The 4,402-nt window shown below is 64.5% G+C and carries 6 protein-coding genes; 2 read left to right on the top strand and 4 right to left on the bottom strand.

Annotation, left to right across the window (positions count from 1 at the left end; translation table 11 throughout):
* A partial coding sequence (gene serA / locus VF497_RS14910; protein ID WP_330890106.1) for a phosphoglycerate dehydrogenase occupies positions 1 to 814 on the bottom strand: 814 nt, incomplete at its 3' end.
* A gap of 123 nt (positions 815 to 937) precedes the next feature.
* Between serA and VF497_RS14905 the strand changes: the two genes are divergently transcribed.
* A complete protein-coding gene (locus tag VF497_RS14905; protein WP_330890104.1) occupies positions 938 to 2,356 on the top strand; it encodes an FAD-binding oxidoreductase in 1,419 nt (472 codons plus the stop codon).
* Between the two features lie 8 nt (positions 2,357 to 2,364).
* Positions 2,365 to 3,315, top strand: a complete 951-nt coding sequence (gene pip / locus VF497_RS14900) for a prolyl aminopeptidase (protein WP_330890101.1) — start codon at positions 2,365 to 2,367, stop codon at positions 3,313 to 3,315.
* A gap of 10 nt (positions 3,316 to 3,325) precedes the next feature.
* Here the strand turns inward: pip and ccmE are convergent, their stop codons facing one another.
* From ccmE to ccsA, 3 genes are all read right to left on the bottom strand, one after another.
* Positions 3,326 to 3,772 (bottom strand): cytochrome c maturation protein CcmE, encoded by a 447-nt coding sequence (gene ccmE / locus VF497_RS14895; RefSeq protein ID WP_330890099.1) that lies wholly within the window; start codon positions 3,770 to 3,772, stop codon positions 3,326 to 3,328.
* Entirely contained in the window at positions 3,769 to 3,942 is a 174-nt protein-coding gene (ccmD, locus tag VF497_RS14890) for a heme exporter protein CcmD (protein WP_330890097.1), read from the bottom strand. Before ccmD ends, ccmE begins: the two co-directional genes overlap by 4 nt.
* The coding region (gene ccsA, locus VF497_RS14885; RefSeq protein ID WP_330890095.1) for a cytochrome c biogenesis protein CcsA at positions 3,935 to 4,402 on the bottom strand (468 nt) is incomplete at its 5' end. The genes ccmD and ccsA, both read right to left, overlap by 8 nt.

Raw genomic sequence — 4,402 nt, 5'->3', positions numbered from 1 at the left:
CCTTGGGTTCGACCGGGAACACGTCGATCGCCGCACCGGCGATGTGCCCGGAATCGAGTGCCGCGGCGAGCGCGTCGATGTCGACGACGGTGCCGCGCGCGGCGTTGATCAGCAGCGCGCCGGGCTTCATTTTCGCCAGTTGCTTCGCGCCGATCATCCATTTCGTTGCCGGCGTTTCCGGCACGTGCAGGGTGACGACGTCGGCACGCGCGAACAGATCGTCGAGACCTTGCGCCGCGCGCGCGTTGCCGAGCGCGAGCTTGGTCTCGATGTCGTGATAGATCACCTGCATGCCCAGCGATTCGGCGAGCACGCCGATCTGCGTGCCGATGTGGCCGTAGCCGATCACGCCGAGCGTCTTGCCGCGCACCTCGACGCTGCCTAGCGCCGACTTCGACCAGCCGCCGCGATGACATTCGGCGTTCTTCTGCGGGATCCCGCGCGCGAGCATGATCGCCTCGGCGATGACGAGCTCGGCCACGCTGCGCGTATTCGAATACGGCGCGTTGAACACCGGGATGCCGAGCGTTTCCGCCGTGTCGGTATCGACCTGGTTGGTGCCGATGCAGAAGCAGCCGACCGTGATGAGCTTCTTCGCCTCGGCGAACACGTCCGCGGTGAGGTTGGTGCGCGAACGGATGCCGACGATGTGCGCGTCGGCGATCGATTTCTTCAACTCGTCTGTCGACAGCGATTTCTTGTGGAATTCGATGTTCGAATACCCGGCCGCCTTGAACGCGTCGAGCGCGGTCTGGCTGACGCCTTCGAGCAGGAGCACCTTGATGTCTTGCTTGGGGAACGAGGTCTTGGTCATGGATCGCGGCAACGGGACGGAGGAGGGGTGAGCGTCCAACTATGCCAGAAATTTTTCCGTTGTGTTGCGCTGCGACACAACGCCCCGGCCTTGCTAGAATGCGACAAAGTCACGGGAAACGTCATGACAGGCAACGCGAGCGACGCCGAGGCGTCGGCAACGGTGGGGGCACTGGACGAGCTACGCCGAGCGCAGCCGAATCTGCGGTTGCTGGCCGCCGCGGCCGATCTGGAACACTACGGCCGTGACTGGACGCGGCGCTGGACGCCGGCTCCGCTCGCGATCGCGCTGCCGGTCTCGAACGAGGAAGTGCAGGCGATCGCACGCTGGGCGAGCGCGCATCGCATCGCGATCGTCCCCTCTGGCGGGCGTACGGGACTGTCGGGCGGTGCGGTCGCAGCGAACGGCGAGCTTGTCGTCAGCTTCGAGCGCATGAACCGCGTGCTCGATTTCAACGCGGTCGACCGCACCTTGACCGTGCAACCCGGCATCGCGCTCGAAGCAGTGCACAGGGCCGCCGCGGAGCATGGCCTGATCTATCCGGTCGACTTCGCCGCGCGCGGCTCGTGTTCGATCGGCGGCAATATTTCCACCAACGCGGGCGGCATCCGCGTCATCCGCTACGGCAACACGCGCGAGTGGATCGCGGGCTTGAAGCTTGTCACCGCGAACGGCGAGCTGCTCGAATTGAACCGCGGTCTGATCAAGAACTCGTCGGGCTATGACTTGCGCCAGCTCGTGATCGGCGCGGAGGGTACGCTTGGCCTCGTTGTCGAGGCGACCCTGCGCCTGACCGATCCGCCACCGGCTTCGCAGGTGATGCTGTTCGCCGTACCGCAGATGGCCGCGTTGATGCGCGTGTTCGCCGCGTGCCGCAAGCGTCTGAACCTGTCAGCGTTCGAATTCTTCACCGACCGCGCGCTGCATCATGTTCTAGCGCATGGTGCACATAAACCGTTCGATGAGGTGTCGCCGTACTACGTCGTCACCGAATTCGACGCTGCGGACGAGGCGCAGCAGCAGGCCGCGCTCGAAGTGTTCGAGCAGTGCCTCAACGACGGCCTCGTCAACGACGGCGTGCTGAGCCAGAGCGATGCGCAGGCCGCCGCGCTCTGGCGCCTGCGCGAAGGCATCACCGAGAGCCTGGCGCCGCACAAGCCTTACAAGAACGACATCTCGGTGCGCATTTCCGCGGTGCCGGACTTTCTCGATGAAATGTCGTCGCTGCTGACACGCGAGTATCCGCAATTCGACGTGGTCTGGTTTGGCCACATCGGCGACGGCAACCTGCACATCAACGTGCTCAAGCCAGCCGAACTCGCCGATGCCGATTTCGTCGCCCAATGCGAACGTGTGACCAAGCTGTTGAGCGAGGTGCTTGCGCGCCACGGTGGCAGCATCTCCGCCGAGCACGGCATCGGCCTCGTCAAGAAGCCGTATCTGTCCGGCACACGCAACCCTTCGGAAATCGAACTGATGCGCGGCGTGCGCCGTGTGTTCGACCCGCAAGGGTTGATGAATCCAGGCAAATTGTTCGATTGAGGAATTCCATGCAGGATCGTCGCACGCTGTACCCCGAAATCGAGCCCTACGAAAGCGGCATGCTGGCGGTGTCGCCGCTGCACACGATCTACTACGAGCAGTGCGGCAACCCCAAGGGCAAGCCGATCGTGTTCCTGCATGGCGGTCCCGGTGCAGGGTGCAACGCGAAGTCGCGGCGTTTCTTTGATCCTGAGCACTATCGCATCGTGCTGTTTGACCAGCGTGGCTGCGGGCGCTCGACGCCGCATGCGGAGTTGCGTGACAACACGACCTGGCATCTCGTGCAGGATATCGAGACGCTGCGTGCGCATCTCGGCATCGACGCTTGGCAGGTGTTCGGCGGCTCGTGGGGCTCGACGCTGGCGCTGGCCTATGCGCAGACACATCCGGAGCGCGTGACCGAACTGGTGTTGCGTGGGATCTTCATGCTGCGGCGCTGGGAACTCGAATGGTTCTACCAGCACGGTTGCGATGCGATCTATCCCGACGCGTGGGAGGGTTATCTCGAGCCGATTCCGCCGGTCGAGCGCCACGATTTGATGAGCGCGTACTATCGCCGGCTGACGTCGAGCGACGAGAAACTGCGGCTCGAAGCAGCCAAGGCCTGGTCGATCTGGGAAGGCTCGACGAGCTTTCTCGCCCAGAGCGCCGATTACGTGAATTCGACCGGTGCCGACCAGTTCGCGCTCGCCTTCGCGCGCATCGAATGCCACTACTTCGTGCACGGCGGCTTCTTCGAGCACGACGACCAGCTTCTATACAATGCGCACAAGTTGAAAAAGATACCGGCGGTGATCGTGCAGGGTCGCTATGACGTGGTCTGCCCGATGCGCAGTGCCTGGGACCTGTATCGCGCCTGGCCCGAGGCCGATCTGCGCATCGTCGGCGATGCGGGCCACTCGGCATTTGAGCCGGGCATCACCCACGAACTGATCAGCGCGACGGATCGCTTCCGCTGACGGCTGCCAATTACTTCGTCTCCGCAGCGTGGGCAGCCTTCGCTTTCGCGATCGCGTCGGCCACTTCCTTCGGCATGTAGCTCTCGTCGTGCTTGGCCAGCACTTCGCGCGCGAGGAAACGATCGCCCTGCATCTTGCCGGTGGCGATCACGCTCTGGCCTTCGCGGAACAGGTCGGGAAGGATGCCGGTGTATTCGACCGGAATCTGCTTGAAGCGGTCGGTGACGACGAAATCGACTTTCAGCGAATTGGGATCGCGCTTGATCGAGCTTTCGAGCACGACGCCGCCGAGCTTGAAGCTGGCTCCCGGTGGCGCCTTGCCGGCCAGGGTTTCGGTCGGCGAGAACAGGTAAGTCATGTTCTGGCTCAACGCGGTCACGGTCAGCGCGGCGGCGACGCCGACGGCGAGCAGGATCAGGGCGACCGCGATCAGGCGGCGTTTGCGCGTCGGGGTCATGGCGTTGGCTTCCGGTTCGACTCGCGGCGCAGGCGCGCGGCGATGTCGCGCAGCGTGCCGCGGCGCTGCCAGAGCGGCGTCAACGCATCGGCGAGCAGGACGATGACGAACACCGCGTAGGCAGCCCAGACGTAGGCGCCGTAGCCGCCCATGTGGAGGAACTCAGCCATGGGCATGCGCTTCCTGTGCCTGCGCGATGCCGCGCACCCACTCCTTGCCCGATTCAAGCGCGAGCAGCGCGGCTCGCGCGCGCGCGAGCAGGCTGGCGAAAAAGTATACGTGGGTGGCGAAGGCCATCGTCAGCAGCGGCCAGAGCATGCTCGGGGAGATCTTCGACTGACCCATGAGGCTGACGGTCTGGCCCTGGTGCAGCGTGTTCCACCACACCACCGAGTAGTGCACGATCGGCAGGTTGACCACGCCGATCAAGGCGAGGAACGCCGCGGCGCGCGCCGCCTGACGCGCGTCTTCGATCGCATGGTAGAGGCCGATCACGCCGAGGTAGAGGAACAGCAGCACGAGCTCGCTGGTCAGGCGCGCATCCCAGGTCCACCACGTGCCCCACATCGGTTTGCCCCAGAGCGAGCCGGTGACGAGGGTGATGAAGGTGAACGCCGCGCCGACCGGTGC

The sequence above is a fragment of the Rudaea sp. genome, assembly GCF_036383415.1.
GTDB lineage: Bacteria > Pseudomonadota > Gammaproteobacteria > Xanthomonadales > Rhodanobacteraceae > Rudaea.
The sequence above is the reverse complement of the archived record's forward strand: the minus strand, read 5'-3'. Positions and strand labels throughout refer to the sequence as shown.